The organism is Pseudomonadota bacterium (genome assembly GCA_030859565.1).
Taxonomy (GTDB): Bacteria; Pseudomonadota; Gammaproteobacteria; order JACCXJ01; family JACCXJ01; genus USCg-Taylor.
In genome coordinates this window covers 1-24,528 of sequence record JALZJW010000051.1, presented here as the reverse complement: position 1 = coordinate 24,528, position 24,528 = coordinate 1, and the positions used below count along the sequence as shown (strand labels likewise).

The window sequence follows — 24,528 nt, the reverse complement described above, 5'->3', positions numbered from 1 at the left end:
CTCGTCAGCGGGCGCGCGCTCATCCTGGGCGGGGTGAGCATTCCGCACGACCGCGGCCTGCTCGCCCACTCCGACGGAGACGCGCTGATTCACGCTATTTGCGACGCGCTATTGGGAGCGGCGGCCCTCGGCGATATCGGTAAGTTTTTCCCGGACACCCAGCCAGAATGGAAAGGGGTGGACAGCCGGGTGCTGCTGCGCGAGGTGGTGGCGATGCTCGAGCGGAAAGCATTCCGCATTGCCAACGTCGATGCCACGATCGTGGCGCAACGCCCGAAGCTCGCACCGTACTTTCCCGCCATGCGGGAAAACCTTGCCGCCGATCTCAAGGTCGCGATAGAAAGGGTCAACGTAAAGGGAACGACGACCGAGGGCATGGGCTTCGCCGGGCGCGAGGAAGGCATCGCCGCCCATGCCGTCGCACTGCTCGAAGACTAATCGACGGGGACGCAACCGCCGGTGTGGAAACGCGAACATAGCCAATTTTCATGCCGTCATTCTCGGACTAAATTACTGGACACGCGAGCGCTTGTATTTTTTCGTTCGAAATCGTCTGGTAAAGGACCGGTTACCGGACAGACAGGATTATCAATCTTTGGCAATTATTGACTATAATGCCATAAGCTTAAGATAAGGCCCCCTAACAGACATCAGGGGTTGCTATGACAATGAACGTCAATCTCACGCCCCAGTTGGAGGAAATGGTCCGTCAGAAGGTATCCTCCGGCCTGTACACCTCGGCCAGCGAGGTGGTCCGTGAGGCGCTGCGCCTTATGGAAGAGCAGGACCGCATCCACGCCGCTAAGCTTGAACAGTTGCGGGGGGACATTCAGGAGGGCTTGGAGAGCGGCGATTCCACGCCCTGGGACCCCGAGGAAATAAAGCGCGAAGGCCGAAAGCGGCGAGCAATGCGGTTAAGCAAAAACGCCGGTGCGTAAATGCCGGTCATTACGCAGCGCCCGCGTGCCAGAGACGATCTTGCCGAGACGCAGAAGTCGTAGCCTGGTTAGTCGCGCAGCGACGTAACCCGGGAATCAAAGCTCATTCTCCCCAGATTTCGCTGCGCTCAACCCAGGCCGCGCGCTGCTCGAAGAATAATCAACGGGGACGCAACCGATCGCCGGATCTCGATTCAAAGCCGGCCGATATAAAGTCCCCGGCTCGGCTGCTCAGGTTACGCTAACGTCGGCCCGGTACGCAGACTCGCGCGTGCTTTAACAACCTCCTGCGTAGCAAGACATTACGCGTCCACGTAAAATGGCTGAGCGGTTGCCAAGCTAAGCACTGGCCAAGGGCGAGCACAAAAAATCACTTGTGGATAGGTTTGAGACTAAATGGACAAGTTCGACCGCGTCTACCAGATCCATCAGATCCTCTCCGCCCGTAGAACCCCTGTTGGGTGGCCCGAGCTGACGGCGGCCCTCGAGAACTACAGGATGGGGGATCCGAGTCTCACTGTTTGAGACTGAGATTCGCTAAACTTCTCCTTAATGGAACAGAAATCCTATTGGCATTACTGGGGGAAGGCTCAACCCGATGCATCAGAAGCCACGACTTGGCATCCGCTCGCATATCACAGTCTGGATGTGGCGGCGGTGGGTATTGAATATCTCCGTCGCACTCCGTCCGTCCGCGCTCTGCTGATGCGCGGACTGCGAATCGAGAATGAAAGGGCGCTTGAAGGCTGGATTGCACTCTGGCTCGCGCTGCACGACCTCGGGAAATTCTCCGAAGCGTTTCAAAGCCAAAGGCCCGATCTTTTCCAGGAACTACGCGGACGGACACCCGATTCCGGCAAGGGCTATCGGCTGCGCCACGACAGCCTCGGAATGTTGTTCTGGCAAGGTGTTCTCGGCCGGCAAGCCGTAGAAGAGCAGTGGTTCGGTCCGGAAACGGAGTCCGCGCTCGACGGACTCGACTTCTGGATGCGTGCGGTCACTGGCCATCACGGCCAGCCGCCAAAGGTATCCGGCGAGTTCTGGGAGCAGCACTTCGACCGCAGGCAGGACCGCGCCGCCATTCTAGAGTTCGTTGCCGAAGTGCGTTCGCTGCTGGTAGGTGACGCTGTTGCTGCGATTCCGGCCGCTCAGGATGCCGAGACCTTCCATCGGTCGAGCATGGAACTTTCATGGTGGATCGCCGGGCTGGCGGTGCTCGCCGACTGGCTCGGATCGAACACGGATTTCTTCCGCTATTGTGCGGCCCCCGATCGCCCGCGGCCGCTGGCGGATTACTGGGAACACGCGACAAGGCAAGCTGTAACGGCTCTGGATGCCGCCGGCGTATCACCGGTTCGCAGCGAACGCACGCTGAGCTTTGCCGAGCTTTTTCCGGACATCGCGGCCCCCTCTCCGCTGCAAAGCTGGGTCGCGACGGCCGACTTGCCGCACGGGCCGCAGATCTATCTGCTGGAGGACGTGACCGGCGCCGGAAAGACTGAAGCGGCAGTAACGCTCGCGCACCGATTGATTGCAGCGGGTTGTGCGGATGGTTTCTTCATCGGTTTGCCGACAATGGCAACCGCCAACGCGATGTACGGCCGCATCGGGAAGGTTTATGCAAAACTGTTCTCGGAGCGTGCAAGCCTTGCGCTCGCGCACGGCCAACGCAATCTTGTCGAAGCGTTCGCGGCATCCGTCATCCCGCCCGGCCCTGGCGACGATGATGCACAACAGGTTGATGAAACGGCCACCGCACGTTGCACGGCGTGGCTTGCCGACCACAACAAGCGCGCGCTGCTTGCACCGACCGGCGTCGGTACGCTGGACCAGGCGCTTTTAGCCGTACTGCACAGCAGACACCAGTCGTTGCGTCTGCTTGGTTTATTCCGCAAGGTACTGGTCGTTGACGAGGTTCACGCCTGTGATGCCTACATGCAGGGCGTGCTGGAGACCCTGCTCGAATTCCACGCGCGCGCCGGCGGTAGCGCAATTCTGTTGTCCGCCACCCTTCCGAAGCGCATGAGACAAGCGCTGTTGAACGCGTTCGCGCGTGGTTGCCGGTTGCCGGCACCCGAAACCGCTGCGCAGACTTACCCTTTGGTCACCCAGTGGCACTGCGCCAACCCGGATGCACTCGTGGAGAAGGACTTGCCAACCCGGGACGATGTCCGGCGCACGCTCGCTGTGCATTACGTCTGCAGTGAAGAGGAAGTCGTCGCTGCCATTGACGCGGCGCTCGCGGATGGAAAGTGCGTATGCTGGATGCGAAACACGGTCGCGGATGTGTTGGCTGCACACGCGAGATTCAAAGATCGTCTGCCGGCCGACAAGCTGACACTGTTCCACGCACGATTCGCTTTGCGGGACCGTCTGAACATTGAAAGCAAGGTACTCGAAAAGTTCGGTTCGGACAGCAAGCCGGCGCTCCGTAGTGGGCAGCTGGTTATCGCGACGCAAGTAGCCGAACAGAGCCTCGACGCCGATTGGGACTTTGTCGTTAGCGACCTCGCCCCTATCGACCGCCTGATTCAGCGTGCTGGCCGGCTGCAACGCCATCCGCGCGACGAGCGCGGGCGGCGCCTGCGCGATCCGGCGGCACGTGACCGGCGTGGCACACCCTGCCTATGGGTGTTTGGTCCGGCGTGGGTGGACGATCCGCCGGCCCGCTGGTTCAAGGCGGCCTTTCCAAAGGCTTCCGGCGTCTACCCGCATCATGGGCAGCTCTGGCTGACAGCCAAGCTCTTGAAAGGTGACCGCATCGCCATGCCGGATGATGCACGCCAGCTTATCGAAAACGTATTTGGGGACGACACAGCAATCCCCGAGGGACTTCAGTCGAATGCCAACGCAGCGGAAGGACGGGGTTACGCCGATGCCAGCGTCGCTCAGCAAAACACCGTGAAGCTGGAAACAGGCTACGTGCGCGGTGGCATCGACTGGTGGAGCGAAGCCAAGACGCCATCCCGCCTCGGCGAGGCGAGCATGAACGTGCTGCTGGCGTGCTGGGAGGGCGATCACCTGCGGCCGTGGGCAGAGGGACCTCATGGCTGGGCGTACAGCAGCGTCCGTGTTGCCGAGCGCCTGATTGCCCGCGCGGCGGATCCCTCTGGCCCGGCGCGCAAGACCGCAGTTGAGCAACTGCTGCAAACGTTGCCGAATAAAGGGCGGTGGTCAGTCTTGCTGCCAATGGATGAGACGCCGCGGGGATGGGCTGGCGACGCGTGGAGCGCGCCGACGAGTCACAAGATGGAGCGACTCTTGAAATGGGTGTATGACCCGCTCACGGGTCTACGCCAGGTTGATGAGAACACCACGCAAGACGAGGAGGGAGAATGAATCTTCTGAACGAGCCGTGGATGCCGGTGCGCCGGTGCGACGGCAGCCGCGAGTGGATTGTGCCGCACCAGATTTCCGATCCGGATATCGTCGCCTTCGATGCCGACCGGCCGGACTTCAATGGTGCGCTGGCGCAGTTCGCCATCGGTCTGCTGCAAACGACCACGCTAATGGATAGCCCGAAGGCGTGGAGGCAGTTGTTCGCGAATCCACCGGATGCCGCGACGTTGGAGAGCTGGTTTGCACCGGCCGCGGCGGCATTCGAGTTCGATGGCGAAGGCGCTCGGTTCATGCAGGATCGCAGCCTAAAAGCGGACGAGGGTACGGTAAACGAGATCGGTGCTTTGTTGATTGAGTCTCCGGGTGACAGTACGCTAGAGAAGAATATCGACCACTTCGTCAAGCGGGGTCAGGTCGGGGCAATGTGTCCCTGTTGCGCGGCGACTGCGCTGATGACATTACAGATCAACGCGCCAGAAGGGGGGAGAGGATACTTGACCGGGCTTCGCGGTGGCGGCCCGCTGTCCACACTCATCGTCAACCAGCCGCCGCGCAGCCTGTGGCACGACATCTGGCTCAATGTGCAGGAGCGCTCGACGTTCCAAGCGCGAGGAGGGGATGCGACCAAGACGGCCGGTTACTTCACCTTTTCGTGGCTTACGGACATTGGCACGATTCAGAAGGAGGGCGGAGAAACCGCACCGATCCAGGTACATCCCGCTCACGCTTATTGGGCCACGCCGCGACGCATCCGGTTGGATTTTGATTCGGTCTTGGCGGGCAGTTGCGGCATCTGTGACAGATCGTCGAAAGTGCTTATACGGCGGTACAACGAGAAAACAAAGGGTTGAATTACCCAAGCGTCCTTTGGGAGCATCCACTATCGCCATATCGCGAAGCGAAGGATGGATGGTTGCCGCTACGTCCCCAGCCTGGAGGGATTGGTTATCGCCACTGGCTCGCTTGGGTACTGGGCTTGAGTTCTGACAAAAAGAAACAGCGTCCCGCTCGCGTCGTTGAACATTTTCTCGAATTCCGTCGCCCGCAGCTAGGCGGGCAGTTGCACTTGTGGGCTTTCGGATACAACATGAAGAAAGACAAAGCTCGTTGCTGGTACGAGTCTCACCTACCGCTCTACGGTTTGGCCGATTGCGAGCGCGAAGCGCAGCGCCGTGTTGAATCGGAGGTTGGTGTCTGGCTCGGCGGGGCAGAGATGGCTGCGTTCTGCCTACGCGAGGCGGTAAAGAACGCATGGTTCAGTGGCGATGCGCGCGGCGATTTCAGCGCCATCGATGCAAGCTTCTGGAGCCACACCGAACCCGATTTCTATCGTCAACTCAAGGGCCTGATCGAATCCGCTCGGGATGGTCGTGACTATGACGCCCTCCCTGTTCGCGAGGCTTGGCATTGGTTGCTGATCAAGACCGCAACCGATTTGTTCGACAACGAATTCGTCGGCGCTGGCGCGATCGAGCGCCAGAACCCCCATCGCGCGGCGAAGGCTTTCCAGCAACTTCACAGGAATCTACGTGGGCCGAAGATGCGTCAGGCGCTCAGTTTGCCGCCGCTTGACCCGCCCAAATTCAAACGCGACAGCAAAGCCGCGCAACGCGCGGCGTAAGGAGAGAGCATGTCTATCCATTTCAATCAGGAAACAGCCGTCGGTAAGGTTCTGTTCAATTGGTGGAAGGGGCTTGAGGATGACCGCGCCAGCCGCGCCATTCTGCGGCGCGCGTCCACTATCACGGCCGTTTCACTGACACCCCCCTATCAACGGCTCTACCGGCGCCTGCGCGGCGCCGGTTGGGCCGATGAGACCCGGTCCTATCACAACGACCGCCTCGCCGCCGCCATCGGCTTGCTCTCGCATGTGAAACAGAACGACGAACGGGCACTTGTGAAGAGCATGAGCCAGTGCGAGGGGGCTGGGGATCGGCCTTGCGTCAGCGAGTTGCGGTTCAGGCGCTTGCTGGAGTCGCCGGATCTGGATGCCTTGTTCATCGGTCTGCGCCGTGTGTTGCCGCTGATGAATCACGGCGTCAACGTGCTCGGTCTAGCGAATGATCTTGTGCATTGGGGCGACGACGTGAAGAAGCGCTGGGCCTACAGCTATGAATGGCCCGAGAAGTCCAAGAACTGAATCGCCACTCAACTATTCTGAGGGAGCCAAAATCATGTCTCGCTTTGTCCAACTGCACCTGTTGACCAACTACCCACCGTCCAACCTGAACCGTGATGACACCGGCAGACCGAAGACCGCGCTGGTCGGCGACGCCACCCGCTTGCGCATTTCGTCCCAAAGTCAGAAGAGGGCATGGAGAACGTCTGACGTCTTTGAGGTATCGCTGGGCGGTCATCTTGGGACGCGTACCAAGATGATGGGTATGGAAGTGTTCAAGGCGCTCAAGAATGCCAAAGTGGCCGAGAAGGCAGCGCGTGACTGGGCCAAGTCCATCGCACAGCAATTTGGCAAGTTGAAGTCCGACAAGAAGGCGGAGAAGGATGAAGACTTGCAGATAGAGCAACTTGCCCACTTCAGTCCCGAGGAAAAGGCGGCGATTGATGAGCTAGTGAAAGCCTGCGCGGAGCGGAATAGTGCGCCGACCGAAGACGAACTGAAGCTCCTGAGCAAACCGAAAACTGCCGTCGACATCGCGATGTTCGGCCGCATGCTTGCGGATTCCCCCGCGTTCAATATGGAGGCTGCGGTGCAGGTGGCACACGCGATCACGGTTCATAAGACCGCCGTGGAGGATGATTATTTCAGCGCCGTGGACGACCTGAACAAGGGAGTCGAAGACAAGGGCGCCGGCCACATCGGCGAACGCGGCTACGGAGCGGGATTGTTCTATCTCTATGTCTGCATCAATCGGGACCTGCTGAAGGACAATCTCGGCGGCGATGAAGCGCTGACGGGAAAGGCGCTGGAGGCGCTGATCCACGCAATAACCAAGGTGTCGCCGACTGGGTTGCAGAACAGTCACGCCTCGCGCGCCTACGCGAGCTATGTATTGGCAGAAAAGGGTGACCAACAGCCGCGCTCGCTCGCGCAGGCGTTTCTCAAGCCCGTGAAGCCGTTCGACGACGAAGACATGCTCGACAAGGCAGTCAAGGCCATCGCGAAACGTCGCGACAATTTCGATAAGGTTTACGGCGCTTGCGCGGACGCGCGATACGAAATCAACGTGGAAACAGGAGAAGGCTCGCTGGCTGAATTGGTCACCTTCGTACAGGAGTGAGCGACATGGAGTTCCTGGTCTTTCAACTTCAAGCACCGCTGTCGTCGTGGGGAGATACGGCGGTGGGCGAGTATCGCGGCAGCTACGAGCATCCCGGCGAGTCGGCCTTGATCGGGTTGCTCGGTGCGGGACTCGGAATGCGACGCGAGGACGAAGCTGCTCACACGGCGCTGCTGCAGGGCTACGGTTTCGCGGTAGGTGTCCAATCCAGCGGCAAGCTGCTGCGTGACTATCACACCGCGCAGGTACCAGGGCGAGCAGCGCTAAAAGGCCACCCGCATGCCACGCGGCGCGACGAACTGAGCGTGCCCAAGGATGCTCTCAATACTATCCTGTCGACCCGTGACTACCGACAGGGTGCCGCTTGCTTGGTTGCGATTCAACCACGCCGTGATCCGCCACACTCGCTCAAAACGCTGGCGGACAAGCTGCACAAACCGCAGTTCGTGCTATATCTTGGCCGCAAGTCGTGCCCACCTGCCGTGCCACTTTATCCTAAGATCATCACTGCCGATTCGGTGCGAGCTGCGTTCGACGACTACATCGCCCGAATTAAGGTACGACGCGAGGAGCAAAAGGATCGAAAAGGCCGCCTGCCGCTAGAGCCGGTTAGTCAGGTGACCCGATTGATGTGGGGCGACGGCATTGAAGCCGGTGTTTCCCCTGATCTCAGTATGCCTCGTAAAGACCGGCTAATCAGGCGGCGAGGCTGGCAGTTTGGTGACCGGATCGAGCATGTCGCACTGATACAAACGGGAGACTGAGCGTGTATTTCAGCTTAATCAAACCGAAAGAAGGCCGAGAGCGGGATGCGGCCCACGAGTGGGCGCGTGGGCCATACGCGGAGCACCAGTGGCTGTGGCAGTTTTTCCCCGCGCCAGAGGGCACGCGCCGGGATTTCCTTTTTCGACGATGGGACATCGAAGGTATGCCAAAGTTTTATGTAGTATCGAAGCGACCACCCAAACTGCTGAGTAACGCATGGAATGTTCAGACCCATGACTACGCGCCCAAGCTAGAGGCGGGCGCCAGACTCGGCTTCGATCTGCGTGCTAACCCGGTGGTCGCGCACAGCGGGGAGGGCAAGCATGCACGCCATGATGTCGTGATGCAGGAAAAGAAGCGGCTTCTTCAAGAACGCGGTCTCTCACGTTGGAAAGAATGGGAGGATGATGACCGGCCAGCGCTCTACACGCTCGTCCATAGGACCTGCGGCGCGTGGCTGCGCGCACGTGCATCGCGACTCGGTTTCCAATTGGATGAGGCGAGTCTTGCCGTGGATGGTTATCAGCAGCATAAAGAAGGGAATGGCAGGCTGCGCTTTAGCTCTGTCGACTTGAGCGGCAAGCTAACCGTAGTCGGCCCAACTGCATTTGGCGTTGCGTTGCGTGACGGCGTCGGCCCCGCCAAAGCCTTCGGCTGCGGATTGATGTTAGTACGGCGTATCTAGTTCGTCGCGTGCTACGATCGGTTGTGAACGTATGGCGGAAGGTGGAACCATCATGGGATCGATATCGGTAAAGCAATTTCTTGAGCATCCTGACCGACTGCTGTCAGAGGCGCAGGGTGGAGAAATCGCCGTTGTGACTCAAGACGGCGAACCCGTTTTCATGGCCGTGCCCATGGGTGCAAGTCTAGACCCTAAGAGGGTTTGCTTAGAGATCGCGGTTTCTCTGTTCGACAGGGAGCAAATCAGTATCGGGATGGCATCGCGCATCGCAGGCCTGTCCATCAGCGAGATGATCGACGAGCTTGGCAGGCGCCAGATCCCCGTGGTTCGCTACTCCGAGGAAGAGCTTGCGGAAGAAATGAAGTATGTCCGCGGCCTTACTGGTCGCCGATAGCAGTCCGCTCATAGCACTTGCGCGGCTCGATCTGTTGGGGCTGCCCGCCCGCTATTTCGATTCCGTCCTCGTTACGTCATCGGTTTGGACGGAGGTCACGCGCAAGCCCCGTGAGGATGAGACGGCCCGATTGTCGGCTGCGGCTGACACCAAGCTCTTTCGCGTGGTCCCTGATCCGGAGACTCTTCCGACAATACTGTTACGGGCGGGCATTGATGTTGGTGAACGCAGCGTCCTCGCCCTCGGGTTCGAACTGAGCGCCACCCTGCTCATCGACGACCGCCGCGCTCGAAGAGTCGCCGTGGAGTCGGGGCGGCCAGTCATCGGCACCCTGGGGACTATTGGTTCGCGCGCGCGAGGAGGGTTTCATAACGACGCTTCGTCCGCTCATCGAACGCCTGAAAACGACGGGTTACTTCATGCCGAGTGATCTCGTTACCAAGGCGCTTGCCTCCTTGGGCGAATGAGGTAGCGATGTGGCCGAGTTCCTCCCGCCGCTGAAGCCGATTCCGATCAAAGAGCGGCTTTCCATTCTGTATGTCGAGAAAGGAAATCTCGATGTGCTCGATGGCGCATTTGTCGTTGTCGACAAGAATGGGGTTCGCACGCACATCCCTGTGGGTGGCGTGGCCTGCTTGATGTTGGAGCCCGGCACCCGCGTATCGCACGCCGCGTGCGCACTGGCGGGGCGCGTGGGCACTCTGCTCGTTTGGATTGGAGAAGCGGGAGTACGCCTGTACTCCGCGGGGCAACCGGGCGGCGCCCGCGCGGATCGGCTCCTTTATCAGGCAAAGCTCGCGCTCGATCCGGATCTGCGCCTCAAGGTCGTGCGCAGGATGTATGCACTGCGGTTCGGCGAAGAGCCACCGGCTCGCCGCAGCGTCGATCAATTGCGCGGGATCGAAGGCGCGCGCGTGCGGGAGATGTACAAGCGCATGGCGAAGAAGTACGGGGTGGAGTGGAAAGCGCGGGACTACGATCCTGAGACATGGGACGCGAGCGATGTTCCCAATCGTTGCTTGTCTGCCGCGACGGCGTGTCTCTACGGCGTGACGGAGGCGGCCGTGCTGGCGGCGGGCTATGCGCCGGCGGTCGGATTTATTCATACGGGGAAACCGCTCTCATTTGTCTATGACGTAGCGGATATCTACAAATTCGATACCGTCGTTCCGATCGCGTTTAAGATCGCCGCGTGCAACCTGGTGAAGGTGGAGTAGGAGGTGCGGTTGGCGTGCCGAAATATATTTCGCGAAACGAAGCTGTTGGAGCGGATCGTCCCCGGGATTGAGGAAATGCTCGCCGCAGGCGGAATCGAGCCGCCCGCGCCGCCGGAAGACGCCGTGCTACCCGCGATTCCGAACCCGCAAGGCTTGGGCGATGCTGGTCATCGTTCTTGAGAATGCACCGCCTCGGCTGCGCGGACGCCTTGCGATTTGGTTGCTGGAGATTCGAGCAGGTGTCTACGTCGGAGATTATTCCGCGAAAGTGCGCAACTATATCTGGAGCCAAGTCGAGGAGGGCATCGAGGACGGCAACGCCGTCATGGCCTGGCGCGCCAATAATGAGGCCGGTTTTGATTTTGTAACGCTTGGACAGAACAGGCGCATCCCCGTAGAGCTTGACGGGGCGAAGCTCGTGTCGTTCCTTCCGGAAACGGCGGGCCCCGATCTTTAAAAATATGGATTACAATCGGCCCGCCGGGGCAGCTTTGGTCTGCCCTTCGGCGCCTTTGCGACTGCGATATCGGCTGGTAGATTAGGATGACCTTGATTATTGTTTAATAATCAGGGAGATGGAGGAAGTCTGTTCCCCGCACGCGCGGGGATGAACCGGGACCAACACAAGGAGCATGACATGAACGGACCTGTTCCCCGCACGCGCGGGGATGAACCGGCATGATGGGCCGGACCGCCGGCTTCGACTTCCTGTTCCCCGCACGCGCGGGGATGAACCGTGTACCTTGATGACGCCTTCGCGGCTGGCCTGCTGTTCCCCGCACGCGCGGGGATGAACCGATTGTCGATCGGTTTCTCCTGCCGGCCATCGACTGTTCCCCGCACGCGCGGGGATGAACCGCAGAGTGGGCCCGGTTCACGGACCGCTACATCAACTGTTCCCCGCACGCGCGGGGATGAACCTTGCGGCCGAGGAAGATAAGCCCGTCATCGAACCTGTTCCCCGCACGCGCGGGGATGAACCGGCTTAAACCTGGGGTGGGGTGTGCGGAGACCTCTGTTCCCCGCACGCGCGGGGATGAACCCCCACAATGCCGCCACCCACCGGGGCCGTCGCCCTGTTCCCCGCACGCGCGGGGATGAACCGGTCGGGAGCTCGTCCTCGATGATCGAGACTCGCTGTTCCCCGCACGCGCGGGGATGAACCGTGAGTTTCGAGCACATACAGGATACAGGCGTTCTGTTCCCCGCACGCGCGGGGATCGAAGGCGCGTGCCGTCACCTCATCAAGGATCGGATGGACATCACCGGCGCGCGCTGGGGATTGGAAAGCGCCGAGGCTATCCTGAAATTACGCTACCTGCGCTCAAGTGGCGACTTCGAGGCGTCCTGGGTGTTCCACAAGGCCCAAGAGCTCAAGCGTAATCATACCTCTCGCTATCCTCTGAAGGAGGCTGCTTGACTTCAATGAACGTCGTTCTAAAAGAGCCGCACCCAATCTAATTCAGAACCGCCGGTTCAATGTGGTGTTCACGACGAATTTCGACGACTTGGTCAATGAGGCACTGACCACTTTCCTCGGTTACAACCCCGTCGTCTGCGCCGCCGACTCGGAAGTCGCGACGATCAGCGTCATGTCCGAGCGCGCCAAAATCGTCAAGCTGCACGGCGATTACCTGTTCGATCGGCTCAAGAATACCGAGCAAGAACTCGATCAGCTCGATCCGAACATGGCGGCAAAGTTTCGCCAATTCGCCCGACTGTGCGGGCTCGTCGTCATCGGCTACAAAGGCAATGACCGGTCCGTCATGACGGTCATCGACGCGCTGCTGCAGGAGCCCGAAGCATTTCCGCGCCACATTTGGTGGGGATTGCGCCCCGGTGAAAAACCGGCTGAGCGCGTCGCGAGTTTGGCGGCCGCTTTGCCTAAGCGCTTTCGGCTGTTCGAGTGCCGCAGCTTCGATTCCCTCATGGCGCAGTTGCATGCCGAACTTAAGTTGTCGCTTCCGGACAGTGTCGTGGCGCCTTACACGGCGGTCGAGAAACAGCTCTTGAAGTTGGTGGATAACCCCTCGCCCGAATTAGAGAGCGAGCCACGTCGTCGAGCATCGAAGCCGGTTGCGCGATGCGCTCGCCTCGCCGTTGGCACAGGCGTCCGACACGTCCAAGCTGGATCTATTGAATGCTCAGCTTGCGTTGGGACAGCGCGACGACGCGACCGCGGTGCGATTCGCCGCCAAGTATGCCGGGAAGCATCCCAGCGACGCGCTTGCCTCACCGTCTGGGGCGATGCGCTTCACTTGCAATTCGAGAATGCCGGCATCGACACTCTGCGCGAGCAAGCAGTGGGCAAATGGCGCGAGGCGGTTGAGCGCGACCCGAACTATGCGCCGCCGCGCGCCCGGCTTGCTTCCCACTACCGCTTGAAACATCAGTTCAACGAAGCGATCGAGCAGTGCGAGGCGTGGCAAAAAATCGCCCGTACCGATCGCGTCTTGAAGCGCAATCTGGCGCAGTTATATGGTGCGGCCGCGCGCTACGAAGAGGCGCAGTAAACTCGTGGAGGAGTTGCTCAAGGATGAGCCGCGCGATGCCGAGCTGCATTGGATGCGGGCCTCGATCTTGCAGCAACTCGGTCTGGTCAACGAGGCGATCGAGGCGTGTCGAACCGCCGTTTCTCTGCTTCCGTCGAACGCCGCCCTGCATTTCACGCTTGCGTCCGGACTTGCCGGTCTCGGACGCTTAGACGAGGCGGCGGCCGAGTTCAATCAAGCCATTTACCTCGACCCTCGCAACTTGAGCTTTCGCTTGCAAGCCGCAAACTTTTACTGGGCGCGCCAACAGCCGGTGCTCGCGCTGCCACACCTCGAGGAAGCAGTACGGCTACAGTCGCGCTCGGCAGAGGCACGCGGTTGGTTGGGTCAAGTCTATTTCGCTCTGGGCGACTTCGCCGGCGCTCAGCGCGAAACCGATGCGGCGATCGCGCTCACTCCGAAGGACGTGAGGTTGCGTGTCAACGCGGGCATGATCTATCTGAACGAGGGCCGGCCGGACCTCGCCGAACAGCACTTGAAGGAAGCGACTTCGCTCAATCCCGCGCTGCCGCAGGCTTGGTCGTTGCTCTGCATGCTTTATCGCAATCAGAATCGGCTGCAGGAGATGAACTGGGCGCTGCAAACGCTCGCGCAAATCAACCCGCAAGCAGCCCAGGCACTTCATGCGCAGCTCATGAATCCGATGCAAAACCCGCAGAGTTTGCTTCACACACAAGCGCCGCAATGGCTCCAGGCGCAACCACCGTCGCAGCCGCAGCAGTCTCCGCTTGGCAGGCCGGCGGGCGCGTCGGAGCCCAATGTCACGGGGCCAGGTGAGAACGTCTGGTCGAGTATCGACAAGGTGTTTCGGAACTAGTCGACTTTGGTGTATCTGAAACAAGCGTGGAGCTTGATCCGCGAATCGATCTCGGCGTGAATTGACGATTACGCACCGAGCATGGGCGCGGCGCCCGCCACGCTCCAGCTCCAGAGCTCTACCGTAAAGAGACGAAACGGTTTTGGCGGGCCGATTCCCCTTCAAAAGCATGGGGTAAGGTCTCCTACTTTGCATACACTAAAACGATGATTACTACGGCATGTGTCGTCTTCTACGGTGAGTCGTGAAGACTATTGAAACGGTCGACGCCGTTGGCTGCAGGTAAACCGCTCTCAGTATCTGCGATTGCCTGTCGGCTGATACAGCCGCACGTGGGAATACTTAAAGAACGGGATCAGCGCCATACCTGCGACAAAGCCGCTCGCATGAGCAACAAACGCTACGCCCCCTTGGTCCGCGCTGGTGAGTGCCGAATTGAGCAGCTGCATGGCAAACCATAGGCCCAGAACCCACAACGCGGGCAGGCGCATGAGCTGCGAGAGAAAGCCGAAAGGTATTAGAACCAAGACTTGGGCACGCGGGAAGAGCAGCAGATAAGCGCCGAGCACGCCCGAGATGGCGCCGCTGGCACCGATCATGGGGATCTTGCTTTCTGGGTTGAGCAAGGACTGGCCAAGCGCCGCGATCACACCGCACGCAAGATAGAACACCACGAAGCGCCGATGCCCCATGGAGTCTTCGACATTGTTGCCGAAGATCCACAGGTACAGCATGTTGCCGATGAGGTGCATGAAACCGCCATGCAGGAACATGGACGAAAAGACCGTGAACCACGCCGGCGCCATCACCAGCTCCGGCGCTAATTCAATGTCCGTGAAGAATAAAGCGGGGATGAACCCTAAGCCATAAACGGCCTCGCCATAAGCTTCGGAACCCAAGGTGGTCTGCCACAGGAAGATCAACGTGCAGGCGCCGATGAGAGCCACCGTCACCAGCGGGGTGAGAGCGGCCGGGATATCATCGCGTAGTGGAATCATGAGCGTTCAAACTGGGTGTTTAGCAATCCTCAAACCGTATAATATACGATGACACCCTACCGGCGAGCCCGTACAGCTCAAAATGACAAGCGAAAAGAAGATCGATAGTCCGCTTCTCGCGTCTTATGCCATCGCCGTTCTCACCGAGGATCACGGCGATCGCATGTTCGTCGCGCTCGATCAATACCGAAATCGGTTGGTCTGGTCGCGGAAGTATCGGCCGGCGGTCGTGTATGACAGCGCGGACAGGGCGCTTATAGCGATGCAGGAGATCAGCGGCGGAGGACATCCGCATTTGGCCGACGAAAAGGCGGGGGTGGATCTCGCTACCCTATGCGTATTGGAAACGAGCATTGCTTTCCGGTTCACGCGCCCGTGAGAGCTTGTGAATAAATCTACTGCGCTCGGGCATCTCGCGTTATCATCGGATTTACCTCTAGCCTTGGATGACCCTCCCGACAGAAACGCGGCTGCCCATCATCATGCAGCCGCAACCCGACGAGGCCACCTGCGGTCCGACCTGCCTGCATGCCGTGTATCAATTCTACGGCGGCAAAGACAGTCTGCACGCCGTGATCGAACGTACCCAGTGCCTCGACACCGGCGGTACGCTGGCTGTCTTCCTCGCCTGCGATGCCTTGCGCCGGGGCTATGCCGCAACCATCTACACCTATAACCTGCAAGTCTTCGATCCCACCTGGTTTAAACCACCCGGCGCCGATCTTAGCGAACGTCTGCGGCAACAGATGCGGTATAAAACCCACGAGAAACTACAAACCGCTTGCCGTGGCTACTTGGAATTCCTTGTCCTCGGGGGGCAGTTGCGCTTTACCGACCTGACGCGGCGCTTGATCCGCGAGTATCTTGGCCGCTCCATACCGATCCTCACCGCCTTGAGCGCGACCTATCTCTATCGCAGCATGCGCGAGTACGGGCCCCAAGACACGCCCGACGATATCCGCGGCGAGCCCTCCGGCCATTTCGTGATACTGTCCGGATACAATCCGGCCGCGCGCACGGTGCTGGTCTCCGATCCCTTGCTGCCGAACCCTTTCTCCGACACCCATCTCTATGCGATCGACGTGGACCGCGTGATCTGCTCCGTGCTTCTGGGGATCCTCACCTACGACGCCAATGTGCTCATCATCCGGCCGCGCTCCCAAGCGCAGTGACGCCAGCCTTCGATGTCTATTCTTATCGTCGTCAATAATCCTCGGGATTGGCCCTTGCACATTCCGGGGGTGGAGGTCGTTCCGGCGCGTGCCTACCTGAGCGACTCTAATTACAGCGTGGACCGCAGCGCTAAGGTCTTCAACCTTTGCAAATCCTACCGTTACCAGAGCGTCGGCTACTACGTCTCGCTGCTGGCCGCGGCCCGCGGCCACAAACCGCTCCCGAACGTCAACACCATCGAGGATCTTAAGTCGCAGAATATCATCCGCTTGTTGGCCGAGGACCTGGACGATACGATCCAGCGCGCGCTTACGCCCCTCAGCAGCGAGGAGTTCACGCTCAGCATCTATTTCGGACAGAATCCTCAGGGGCGCTATGAAACCCTGAGCCGCCAGCTTTTCAACCTGTTCGAGGCGCCGGCCCTGCGCGCCCAGTTCGTCCGCGACCACGAATGGCGGCTCAAAAACGTGCGTCCGATCGCTGCCAGCGAAATTCCCCCCGAGGATCATGACATCGTGGTCGCCGCGGCCACCAACTATTTCTCCGGACAGAAACGTCGCGTGCGTAAGCGCACGGTGCCGCGCTACGCCTTGGCGATCCTCCATACCCCTAGCGAGCCCCGAGGCGCCTCCGATGCCAAGGCCCTGCAGCGCTTCGAGAAGGCCGCGGAAGCCGTGGGGCTCGATGTCGAAATCATTACCAAGGACGATATAGGACGGCTCGCGGAATTCGACGCCTTGTTGATCCGCGACACCACGGCGGTCAATCACTATACCTATCGCTTCGCCCGGCGCGCGGCCGCCGAGGGCTTGATCGTCATCGATGATCCGGACTCCATCCTCAAATGCACCAACAAAGTCTACCTGGCCGAACTGCTCTTGCGTCACGGCGTCCCCACGCCCAAGACGCTCGTCGTTCACCGCGACAACATCGATCAAATCGCCACCACGCTCGGCCTGCCGTGCGTCGTGAAACAGCCCGACAGCTCGTTCTCGCACGGGGTCGTGAAGATTGAGAATCTACAGGATCTCGAGCCCACGGTGATCCAGCTTTTGGAAAAGTCCGAGCTGGTCGTGGCGCAGGAATTCCTGCCCACGGAGTTCGATTGGCGCGTGGGGATCTGCGATCGCCGCGCGCTCTACGTCTGCAAATACTTCATGGTCCGCCGCCACTGGCAGATCGTCAAGCGCGATGATTCCGGGCAGATCGGCGGCGAAGGGAGCGTACAGACGCTGAGTGTGGGTGAAACCCCCGAGGAGGTGATCCGCGCCGCGTTGAAGGCCGCGGATCTCATTGGGGACGGGCTCTACGGTGTCGATATCAAGCAAATTGGGCGGCGCTGCTGCGTGATCGAGGTCAACGACAACCCGAATATCGACGCCGGCTACGAGGACGCCGTGCTGCGCGACGGCCTTTATCGCGAGATCATGGGCATCTTCTTACGGCGGATCGTGGAACATAAGCAAGCCAAGCACGAACGATGATCGCGGCGAGCGCAAGCCCGCTGTCTTTGTTCGCCGGCTACGGGATCGAGCTCGAGTACATGATCGTCGATTCTGCGAGCTTGGATGTGTTAGCGATCGCCGATAAGCTTATCCATGCCGTGGCCGGCGATTATCGATCCGAGGTCGAGCAAGGAGAGCTTGCCTGGTCCAATGAGATGGTCCTGCATGTTATCGAGATCAAGACCAATGGACCGGCCGGCGCGCTCGAGCCCTTGCCGGCGCTGTTCCAACGCGACATCACGCGCATCAACGAGTTACTCGCACCGCTTGGCGCGTGTCTGATGCCCGGGGCGATGCATCCTTGGATGGATCCGCTTAGCGACACCCGGCTTTGGCCGCACGAGTATAACCCCGTCTACGAAGCCTACGATCGGATCTTCGGCTGCCAGGGACATGGGTGGTCAAATCTGCAAAGCGTGCACCTTAACCTGCCGTTCGCGGGCGATGCTGAGTTCGCCCGCTTGCATGCCGCCATTCGCGTGCTGCTCCCGGTGTTGCCTGCCCTCGCCGCAAGCTCGCCCATCGTCGAAAGACAATTCACCGGCATGCTCGACTACCGGCTCGAGGCCTATCGGTTAAACGCGCGCAAGATCCCATCGATTACCGGGCGCGTGATCCCCGAAACCGTGTCGAGCCGCGGAGATTACGAGGCCGGGATCCTCGGCCCGATGTACCGCGATATCGCGCCCTTCGATCCGGAAAGCATTCTGCGGCAAGAGTGGCTCAACTCGCGCGGCGCCATCGCGCGCTTCGACCGTTCGGCGATTGAAATCCGAGTCCTCGATATTCAGGAATGTTCGCTGGCGGACTTGGCGGTCCTGGCCGCGATCGTGAGCGCGTTGCAGCGCCTCGCCGCCGAAGACTGGGGCGATCTCAAGGCACAACAAGCGCTTACGACCGAGGAGCTTGAGGCTATCCTGCTGGAAACCGCGCGCAGCGGCGAACAGGCGGTCATCGACAATACGCGTTTCCTGCGGGTGGTGAAGTTTCCGGAACGGCGTTGCGAGGCGCGGGATCTCTGGCATCATCTGATCGAGGCGGCGCCCGCGGGCGAGATCTGGGGCACACCCCTGCGGATGATCCTGCGCTCGGGACCGCTCGCGCGGCGCCTGCTGCGCGCCGCGGGTAAGGAGCCGAAACGCTCGCGCCTCATCGCAGTTTACGCCGAGCTTTGCCGCTGCCTGGCCGAGGGACGCCAGTTCCTTGGCCTCGATTGATTGCGTTATTGTCACCTGCGAGCACGCGAGCCGCCGCGTGCCGTCCCGCTACCGTGCGTTATTTCGTGGTCAGGAAACAGTGCTGAAAACGCATCGCGGATCCGATCTCGGCGCGCTACGGCTCGCGCGCGAGCTTGCGACGGCGTTGGAAGCACCGCTGTTCGCCGGGAACGTAAGTAGGCTCGTAATCGATCTGAATCGCTCCTTACATCACGTGAACTTGTACTCCGCGATCACGCGGGCTTGTACCGAAAACGACCGGCGGAGGCTCGCCGCGAATTATTACCTGCCGTACCGGAACGCGGTGGAAAATTGGATCGCGCGCCGCGGCCGCCGAGGCCGCACCGTTTTGCACCTTTCCGTCCATAGCTTCACGCCGGTTTTAGATGGCCAGGTACGGCATGCCGATATCGGGCTTCTTTACGATCCCCGGCGGGCGTTGGAACGCACGCTCTGCGGCGCGTGGCGCCGGGCCTTTTGCAGAGCGGCGCCTGAGCTTACGCTACGGCTAAATTACCCTTATCGCGGTACGGCGGACGGCTTTACGGCATATCTCCGCCACCGGTTCCCTGCCACCGCTTATCTCGGGATCGAAATAGAAGTCAACCAAACGCATGTCCGTAGCGGCTGGAAGCGGCTACGACAGTTGCTGCGCACGACACTCAAGGAAACGCTTTGCAGCATGCTTCCATCGTCTGCTTAATCGCTGTTTAATAGCAACTGCGACCTCGCGATCAGCGCCGCTCGATCCGGGGGTTTCCGCAGTGTGCACGGCTTTTGCTCTCGATGGGCATCGGGAGACTAAACTAATCATGATCAAGACTGCAGCGATTTCATTCCAGGCATTACTCGGCGGACTGTTTCTAGCCTTGGGAAGCTTGGTTCCGGCGGCTTCCACGGCCACCCCGCGGGCTGACACCGCTTCCGTTAGGAGCATCCGCGACCCGTTCCCCCAGCCGCCGGAATTGCGCGATGCGGTGGATTTTTGGCGGCGGGTGTTCGCCGTCTGGCGACGCGACCAGGTCGTTTTGCATGATACCGAACACCTGGGCATCGTCTACGACATCGTTGAACTTCCGGGGCCGGTGGCGGACGCGCAGACCCCACGCCAACAAGCCTACGTGCGTGCCCGGAGACTATCCTTGGAGCGCGGATTGCGGGAGCTGGCGCGCCGGGTCAAGTTTAGGATGGGCTTGAACAGAGAACAGCAGCGTCTGCTCGGTGTGATCGCTGGCGGCGCCGGCACGCATGTCCTGGCAGGCGCGGATTCCCGGGTACGGACTCAGCGCGGTATGCGCGAGCGGTTCCTGGAAGGTCTGGAGATCAGCGGCCGCTATGACCGGCTCATGCGCGATATATTCCGCGACGCGGCTTTGCCCGAGGATCTCGCGCTCCTACCCCACATCGAATCGTCGTTTGTTAACCACGCACGCTCCTCGGCGGGCGCCGCCGGAATGTGGCAGTTCATGCCGGCGACCGGCCAGCGGTTCCTCCGCATCAACAACGCGGTCGATGAACGCTTCGACCCGATCCTGGCCGCGCACGGCGCCGCGCGCTATTTGCGGAACGCCTACGATAATCTCGGGGACTGGGCCCTCGCCATCACTTCTTATAACCACGGCGTGGGCGGGATGGTGCGCGCTCAACAGCAGTTCGGGCGTGACTTCGGCCGCATCGTCCGGAGCTACCGCGGCAAGACCTTCGGATTTTCCTCACGTAACTTTTACGCGGAATTTCTGGCTGTCCGTTCCATCCTCGATGCGGAACGGCGCTATTTCCCCGAAGGGGTGCGCTACCAGCGTCCCCTAGACCACCAACGCATCCGGTTGAAACAAACGCTGCCCCTCACGCGACTAGCAACGAGTGTCGGCGTCCACCGCGAGCTTCTCGTTGACCTTAACCCGGCCTGGACACGGCGGGCGGCGCGCGGACTCGTTTCCCTACCGGCCGGTTCTGAGATCTGGTTGCCGAGCGGGACTCGGGTAGCGAGTACGCGGACTTACGCAGAATCTGTATCACCGGCGGGCCGGGAGTTCATCCGCCCGAGCGGTGAATTCCTGCGCGCGGGCTTGGTCTACAACCCGATAACGTTTTCGCCGCGCCCCACCGAAACAATGCCGCGGCGGAAGCGGTCTAAGGAACGTACCCATGTCGTGCGCAAAGGCGAGTGGCCCATTTTGATCGCAAGCCGATACGACGTACCGTTGAAGGATCTTATGGCTTTGAACGATATCGGGCGCCGGGGCATCATCCGGCCCGGACAGCGATTGCGTATCCCGACGCTGCGCTGAGAAAACGGAATCAAACCGCGCAATGACACTTAAGGCACGTAAAATATTGGTGAGGATCTTGTCCTGGAGCGCGGTGGCCGGGCTGGTAACCGTTGGGGCGCATTTCCTTGTCGAGGAAATGGATTCGTCGGCGCTGCAATCCCGCTATCTTTCTTCCTTAGGCATGCAACTGACCTATTCCCTGGAACCGGGATCGAGCGCGCAAATTCGCTTTCCCGAGAGCGGACCCTATGATTTGCGGCTCGGTTATGTCGACCTCCCGGCTTTTGTTAAGCGTCTGCGGCAGTTCGGTTACGAGATCAAAAAGCAGGCGCGCTTCTCACCCATGCTGGAGCGGGTGTTCGACGCCGGATTGTTTACCGCGTACCGCGAGAAAACCCAGGGGGGGCTCCGGATCTTCGATCGCGACGATCGCCTGCTTTTCAAAGCGATCTACCCGGCGCGTGTCTACTCGGACTTCGCGTCGATTCCAGCGCTCGTTCTGCACACCTTGCTTTACATCGAAAACCGGGAACTGCTGGATGAGAAAAATCGCCATAAGAATCCGGCCATAGATTGGGACCGCTTCGGACGGGCGGTGCTCGAAGGATTGGCGCAAAAACTGGGCGCCAATATCCATGTCGCCGGGGGCAGCACGCTGGCCACACAACTGGAGAAATACCGTCATTCGCCGGGTGGCCAGACAGCTTCTGTCGGGGACAAGCTACGGCAGATGGCGAGCGCCTCGTTGCGCGCTTACCTCCAGAGTCCCGACACCTTCGAGTCCCGGCGCGGGATCGCGCTTGCCTATGTGAATACCATTCCACTCGCGGCCGCCCGCGGTTACGGCGAAGTTCACGGCCTCGGCGATGGCCTGTGGGTTTGGTATGGCCAAGATTTTTCGGCGGTGAATGGTCTGTTGCGCGAGGAAGGTATCGGCGGCGCTGGGCTCGCGGAGCGGGCAGCCGCTTACCGCGACACACTGTCGCTGCTATTGGCCCAGCGGCGTCCAGCGTACTTCCTCGGGCGCGGTCATAAGGCGTTGCAACGGTTAGTTGACAGCTACCTGCGGCTCCTCGCGACTGATGGGATCATCCCAGCCGCTTTGCGTGACGCCGCGCTCAGCAGACCCAGCGTGCCGCGCCACGGACCGGTGGAGAAATCGCAACGAAAATTTACCGATCATAAAACCGAGACCGTGCTGCGCTCTCGTTTAGCCCAGGCATTGGGTGTCTCGCGCTTGTACGATCTGGATCGGCTGGATCTGGGCGCGAAAAGCACCATCGATAAATCGGCGCAGCAGGCCGTGACGCATGCTTTGCGAAACCTTTCTGCTATGGAACACGCCCACGCAGCGGGGCTCGTTGGGTTTCGCTTGTTTGGCGAAGGCAACGATTTAAGCCGTGTCGTGTATAGCATGACCCTATTCGAGCGCAGCCCGAAGGGTAATCTGCTTCGGGTGCAGACCGATAGTTACGCAAACCCGCTCGACATCAACGAGGGAGTGCGACTGGATCTCGGATCGACCGCCAAGCTGCGTACTCTGGTGCATTATCTCGAGCTCGTAGCCGAGGTGCATCGGCGCTTCGCGGGCGGCAAGGGCAAGGAACTTAATAAGCCCGACGTTCATGCGCGCGACCGCCTATCGCAGTGGGTGGTCGACCAGTTGCGATCAAACCCGCATCTGACGCTCTCCGCGCTACTGGACGCTGCTTTGGAACGGCGGTATTCGGCTAACCCCGGGGAACGATTTTTCACCGGCGGAGGGCTGCATAGTTTCGTCAATTTCGACGGCGCGGATAACGGCAAGGTCCTGTCCGTACGTGAGGGATTGCGCGATTCCGTAAACCTTGTTTTTATCCGCATAATGCGCGATATCGTGCGTTACCATCTGTACAAACCCGAGGGCGTGGGACGTAAGACCGAATCCGCCGACAGTGAGTGGCGCCGCAAGTATCTTGAGCGTTTCGCCGATCAGGAGGGCCAAGTTTTTCTGCGCCGCTTCTATGCGAAGTACCGCGGCAAAAAACCGGGGCAAGTGATGAACTTGCTCACCGAGAGCGTCTACCCTACCGCGGTGCGTCTGGCCACCGTCTACCGCTCGGTTTTTCCCGACCGCACCTTGCGCGCGTTTAGCGTATACCTGCGCCGCCGCGTCGATGCTGCTCACCTTTCGGAGCCCAAGGTCAAAGACCTCTATGATAAGTATTCTCCCGAACGCTTCAATCTGCACGACCGCGGTTATATAGCCCATATCCATCCGCTGGAGCTCTGGCTTGTGGCTTACCTCGTAGCGCATCCCGCCGCCCCCTTCGCGGATGTCGTTGCGGCGAGCACGCAACAACGCCAGGAGGTGTACCAATGGCTGTTTAAGACCCGCCGTCAGCATGCCCAGAACAAACGCATTCAAGGCCTGCTCGAAATAGAAGCTTTCAGAGACATTCACAGCGCGTGGCAACGCCTCGGATATCCGTTTCAGACCCTCACGCCTTCTTATGCATGCGCTATCGGCGCCTCGGCGGATCGTCCCGGGGCGCTGGCGGAGCTCGTTGGGATCCTGCTTAATGGGGGCATGCGCTATCCGACGGTTAGGTTCGAATCCCTGCACTTCGCGGCGGGCACGCCTTATGAGACAGTTATCGAGCGGCCGCTCGCGCATGGACGAGCGGTGCTTGCGCCCGAGGTCGCGGCCGCGGCGCGCGCCGCGCTCATCGATGTGGTTGAGAACGGCACGGCGCAGAGGCTTAAAGGGGCAATTAAAGATCCTCACGGCATGCCATTGATTGTCGCCGGCAAGACGGGCACCGGCGATCATCGCCGAGACGTTTATGGCGCGGGCGGACGCCTGATCGAGTCGCGCGTTCTAAACCGCACGGCGACCTTCGCCTTTATGCTTGGCGAACGGTTCTTCGGCGCCATCACCGCGTTTGTGCCGGGCCCGGAAGCGGCGCGTTATCGCTTTACGAGCGCGCTACCGGTGCAGGTTTTGAAATCCCTTGCACCAATCCTAGAGCCTGTCATCGCGCGCGGAGAGCCTGCGGCAGTTCGGGGATTACTCGCCACTAAAGATCGCCCATCGGTGCAGGCGATGATCAAGGAGGCGCACAAAGGTTAAACTGCGCTCCGCGCGATTGGCGCCCGTGTCGAATCGTCCAGCGAGCGATTTCGCGTACTTTAACGCCGCGCTACATGCGCGGTTTTTTGCGGCTTCGTGGCATGACCCGCGAAATACTGCAGGAGTTGTCGACGGTTGGTCGGATCGCGCGACCCATCGGGCACACCATTTCATGCGACAGGAGGCTAGCCCGGATTTCTCACCGATAGCCAAGAAAAAGGCCGTATCTCGTGGCATAATATGTGTTCGATCAGCATGTTATGCACAATGACGAGGACGGCTTTATGGAAACACAGTGTAACGG

The 24,528-nt window shown here is 60.3% G+C and carries 21 protein-coding genes, 2 pseudogenes and 1 CRISPR repeat array; of the genes and pseudogenes, 22 read left to right on the top strand and 1 reads right to left on the bottom strand.

What is annotated here, in order from left to right:
* The 15 genes and pseudogenes from ispF to M3436_09390 form a co-directional block, all read left to right on the top strand.
* Window positions 1–438: 2-C-methyl-D-erythritol 2,4-cyclodiphosphate synthase (ispF, locus tag M3436_09460; GenBank protein ID MDQ3564348.1), on the top strand; the 438-nt coding region annotated here is incomplete at its 5' end.
* Window positions 439–662: 224 nt separating this feature from the next.
* Window positions 663–938: a type II toxin-antitoxin system ParD family antitoxin gene (locus tag M3436_09455; GenBank protein MDQ3564347.1), complete on the top strand. Its 276-nt coding sequence runs from the start codon at window positions 663–665 to the stop codon at window positions 936–938.
* A gap of 552 nt (window positions 939–1,490) precedes the next feature.
* A complete protein-coding gene (gene cas3 / locus M3436_09450; GenBank protein ID MDQ3564346.1) occupies window positions 1,491–4,277 on the top strand; it encodes a CRISPR-associated helicase Cas3' in 2,787 nt (928 codons plus the stop codon).
* 20 nt (window positions 4,278–4,297) lie between these two features.
* A pseudogene (gene casA / locus M3436_09445) lies at window positions 4,298–5,898 on the top strand (type I-E CRISPR-associated protein Cse1/CasA).
* A 9-nt stretch (window positions 5,899–5,907) separates the two neighbouring features.
* A complete protein-coding gene (gene casB, locus M3436_09440) occupies window positions 5,908–6,417 on the top strand; it encodes a type I-E CRISPR-associated protein Cse2/CasB (protein MDQ3564345.1) in 510 nt (169 codons plus the stop codon).
* A gap of 34 nt (window positions 6,418–6,451) precedes the next feature.
* Complete coding sequence (gene cas7e, locus M3436_09435) at window positions 6,452–7,516, top strand: type I-E CRISPR-associated protein Cas7/Cse4/CasC (protein MDQ3564344.1); 1,065 nt, start codon at window positions 6,452–6,454, stop codon at window positions 7,514–7,516.
* A gap of 5 nt (window positions 7,517–7,521) precedes the next feature.
* Window positions 7,522–8,280, top strand: a complete 759-nt coding sequence (gene cas5e, locus M3436_09430; GenBank protein MDQ3564343.1) for a type I-E CRISPR-associated protein Cas5/CasD — start codon at window positions 7,522–7,524, stop codon at window positions 8,278–8,280.
* Window positions 8,281–8,282: 2 nt separating this feature from the next.
* Complete coding sequence (cas6e, locus tag M3436_09425; GenBank protein MDQ3564342.1) at window positions 8,283–8,966, top strand: type I-E CRISPR-associated protein Cas6/Cse3/CasE; 684 nt, start codon at window positions 8,283–8,285, stop codon at window positions 8,964–8,966.
* Between the two features lie 52 nt (window positions 8,967–9,018).
* The gene (locus tag M3436_09420) at window positions 9,019–9,360 is read left to right on the top strand and encodes a UPF0175 family protein (protein MDQ3564341.1); all 342 of its coding nucleotides are present in this window, start codon (window positions 9,019–9,021) and stop codon (window positions 9,358–9,360) included.
* A complete protein-coding gene (locus M3436_09415; GenBank protein MDQ3564340.1) occupies window positions 9,332–9,790 on the top strand; it encodes a DUF3368 domain-containing protein in 459 nt (152 codons plus the stop codon). The genes M3436_09420 and M3436_09415 overlap by 29 nt, the downstream gene beginning before the upstream one ends.
* Window positions 9,791–9,836: 46 nt before the next feature.
* Window positions 9,837–10,757 (top strand): annotated as a pseudogene (cas1e, locus tag M3436_09410) (type I-E CRISPR-associated endonuclease Cas1e).
* Window positions 10,738–11,034: a type I-E CRISPR-associated endoribonuclease Cas2e gene (gene cas2e, locus M3436_09405; protein MDQ3564339.1), complete on the top strand. Its 297-nt coding sequence runs from the start codon at window positions 10,738–10,740 to the stop codon at window positions 11,032–11,034. Before cas1e ends, cas2e begins: the two are co-directional and overlap by 20 nt.
* A gap of 129 nt (window positions 11,035–11,163) precedes the next feature.
* Window positions 11,164–11,804: a CRISPR direct-repeat array (repeat unit 28 nt; unit sequence CTGTTCCCCGCACGCGCGGGGATGAACC).
* Between the two features lie 28 nt (window positions 11,805–11,832).
* A complete protein-coding gene (locus M3436_09400) occupies window positions 11,833–11,997 on the top strand; it encodes a hypothetical protein (protein ID MDQ3564338.1) in 165 nt (54 codons plus the stop codon).
* Window positions 11,998–12,061: 64 nt separating this feature from the next.
* The gene (locus M3436_09395) at window positions 12,062–13,090 is read left to right on the top strand and encodes an SIR2 family protein (GenBank protein ID MDQ3564337.1); all 1,029 of its coding nucleotides are present in this window, start codon (window positions 12,062–12,064) and stop codon (window positions 13,088–13,090) included.
* Between the two features lie 4 nt (window positions 13,091–13,094).
* Window positions 13,095–13,946: a tetratricopeptide repeat protein gene (locus tag M3436_09390; GenBank protein MDQ3564336.1), complete on the top strand. Its 852-nt coding sequence runs from the start codon at window positions 13,095–13,097 to the stop codon at window positions 13,944–13,946.
* 293 nt (window positions 13,947–14,239) lie between these two features.
* Here M3436_09390 and M3436_09385 read toward each other — a convergent pair whose 3' ends face one another.
* The gene (locus tag M3436_09385) at window positions 14,240–14,944 is read right to left on the bottom strand and encodes a rhomboid family intramembrane serine protease (protein ID MDQ3564335.1); all 705 of its coding nucleotides are present in this window, start codon (window positions 14,942–14,944) and stop codon (window positions 14,240–14,242) included.
* 82 nt (window positions 14,945–15,026) lie between these two features.
* Here M3436_09385 and M3436_09380 point away from each other — a divergent pair, with 82 nt between their 5' ends.
* The 7 genes from M3436_09380 (at window position 15,027) to M3436_09350 (ending at window position 24,224) form a co-directional block, all read left to right on the top strand.
* Window positions 15,027–15,323 (top strand): hypothetical protein, encoded by a 297-nt coding sequence (locus M3436_09380; GenBank protein MDQ3564334.1) that lies wholly within the window; start codon window positions 15,027–15,029, stop codon window positions 15,321–15,323.
* Between the two features lie 67 nt (window positions 15,324–15,390).
* On the top strand, window positions 15,391–16,116 hold the full coding sequence (locus tag M3436_09375) for a C39 family peptidase (GenBank protein ID MDQ3564333.1): 726 nt from the start codon (window positions 15,391–15,393) through the stop codon (window positions 16,114–16,116).
* 12 nt (window positions 16,117–16,128) lie between these two features.
* A complete protein-coding gene (locus M3436_09370) occupies window positions 16,129–17,601 on the top strand; it encodes a RimK family protein (protein ID MDQ3564332.1) in 1,473 nt (490 codons plus the stop codon).
* Window positions 17,598–18,839: a glutamate-cysteine ligase family protein gene (locus tag M3436_09365; protein ID MDQ3564331.1), complete on the top strand. Its 1,242-nt coding sequence runs from the start codon at window positions 17,598–17,600 to the stop codon at window positions 18,837–18,839. Before M3436_09370 ends, M3436_09365 begins: the two co-directional genes overlap by 4 nt.
* A 37-nt stretch (window positions 18,840–18,876) precedes the next feature.
* Window positions 18,877–19,542, top strand: coding sequence for an N-formylglutamate amidohydrolase (locus tag M3436_09360; GenBank protein ID MDQ3564330.1), 666 nt, complete (start codon window positions 18,877–18,879; stop codon window positions 19,540–19,542).
* Window positions 19,543–19,651: 109 nt separating this feature from the next.
* A complete protein-coding gene (locus M3436_09355; protein MDQ3564329.1) occupies window positions 19,652–21,130 on the top strand; it encodes a transglycosylase SLT domain-containing protein in 1,479 nt (492 codons plus the stop codon).
* A gap of 22 nt (window positions 21,131–21,152) precedes the next feature.
* The gene (locus tag M3436_09350) at window positions 21,153–24,224 is read left to right on the top strand and encodes a transglycosylase domain-containing protein (protein MDQ3564328.1); all 3,072 of its coding nucleotides are present in this window, start codon (window positions 21,153–21,155) and stop codon (window positions 24,222–24,224) included.
* Window positions 24,225–24,528 lie beyond the last annotated feature (304 nt).

Coding starts and splice junctions, on each gene's coding strand:
- M3436_09455 (MDQ3564347.1), top strand. CDS start 663: ATGACAATGAACGTCAATCTCACGCCCCAGTTGGAGGAAATGGTCCGT.
- M3436_09420 (MDQ3564341.1), top strand. CDS start 9,019: ATGGGATCGATATCGGTAAAGCAATTTCTTGAGCATCCTGACCGACTG.
- M3436_09380 (MDQ3564334.1), top strand. CDS start 15,027: ATGACAAGCGAAAAGAAGATCGATAGTCCGCTTCTCGCGTCTTATGCC.
- casB (MDQ3564345.1), top strand. CDS start 5,908: ATGTCTATCCATTTCAATCAGGAAACAGCCGTCGGTAAGGTTCTGTTC.
- M3436_09400 (MDQ3564338.1), top strand. CDS start 11,833: ATGGACATCACCGGCGCGCGCTGGGGATTGGAAAGCGCCGAGGCTATC.
- M3436_09385 (MDQ3564335.1), bottom strand. CDS start 14,944: ATGATTCCACTACGCGATGATATCCCGGCCGCTCTCACCCCGCTGGTG.
- M3436_09355 (MDQ3564329.1), top strand. CDS start 19,652: ATGATCAAGACTGCAGCGATTTCATTCCAGGCATTACTCGGCGGACTG.
- cas2e (MDQ3564339.1), top strand. CDS start 10,738: ATGCTGGTCATCGTTCTTGAGAATGCACCGCCTCGGCTGCGCGGACGC.
- cas3 (MDQ3564346.1), top strand. CDS start 1,491: ATGGAACAGAAATCCTATTGGCATTACTGGGGGAAGGCTCAACCCGAT.
- M3436_09370 (MDQ3564332.1), top strand. CDS start 16,129: ATGTCTATTCTTATCGTCGTCAATAATCCTCGGGATTGGCCCTTGCAC.
- cas7e (MDQ3564344.1), top strand. CDS start 6,452: ATGTCTCGCTTTGTCCAACTGCACCTGTTGACCAACTACCCACCGTCC.
- cas5e (MDQ3564343.1), top strand. CDS start 7,522: ATGGAGTTCCTGGTCTTTCAACTTCAAGCACCGCTGTCGTCGTGGGGA.
- M3436_09350 (MDQ3564328.1), top strand. CDS start 21,153: ATGACACTTAAGGCACGTAAAATATTGGTGAGGATCTTGTCCTGGAGC.
- M3436_09415 (MDQ3564340.1), top strand. CDS start 9,332: ATGTCCGCGGCCTTACTGGTCGCCGATAGCAGTCCGCTCATAGCACTT.
- M3436_09375 (MDQ3564333.1), top strand. CDS start 15,391: ATGACCCTCCCGACAGAAACGCGGCTGCCCATCATCATGCAGCCGCAA.
- M3436_09365 (MDQ3564331.1), top strand. CDS start 17,598: ATGATCGCGGCGAGCGCAAGCCCGCTGTCTTTGTTCGCCGGCTACGGG.